This window comes from Ruegeria sp. C11 (assembly GCF_056537725.1).
This window is the reverse complement of record NZ_JBQFSB010000034.1, coordinates 1-590: the sequence shown is the minus strand read 5'-3', so window position 1 is coordinate 590 and position 590 is coordinate 1. Positions and strand designations below refer to the sequence as shown.

At 65.3% G+C, this 590-nt stretch carries 1 protein-coding gene; it reads right to left on the bottom strand.

Annotated features, from left to right (window positions below; genetic code table 11):
- Window positions 1-590: thiamine pyrophosphate-dependent enzyme (locus ACR0NA_RS21655; RefSeq protein WP_480732636.1), on the bottom strand; the 590-nt coding region annotated here is incomplete at both ends.

Sequence of the window (590 nt, the reverse complement as noted above, 5' to 3'; positions counted from 1 at the left end):
GCGATCATGTCGTTGGCGCTGACGCCTGCGACTGCGACGGGTTTTTTCATGGCGTCGCGGCGGAAGGGTTCGCCCAGTTCCTGGTTGATCAGCGCCTCGATCAGGGTGGTGATGCCGTTCTTCTGGTCCTCGATCGCCTGGTTCAGCGCCGCGGTCAGCTCGTCCTGGGTGCGGGCAACCACGCCCTTCAGGCCGCAAGCCGTGGCGATGCCGGCATAGGACACCTTGGTGTCCAGCTCGGTGCCCACGAAGTTGTCGTCGAACCACAGGGTCGAGTTGCGCTTTTCCGCGCCCCACTGGTAGTTGCGGAAAACGATCTGGGTCACGGCGGGCCATTCCTCGCGGCCGATCGCGGTCAGTTCGTTCACCGCGATGCCGAAGGCGCCGTCCCCGGCAAAGCCCACAACCGGCACGTCCGGCTGGCCGATCTTGGCGCCGACGATGGCGGGCAGACCGTAACCGCAGGGGCCGAACAGGCCCGGCGCCAGGTATTTGCGGCCCTCTTCGAATGACGGATAGGCGTTGCCGATGGCGCAGTTGTTGCCGATGTCCGAGCTGATGATCGCCTCTTTCGGCAGCGCCGCCTGAAT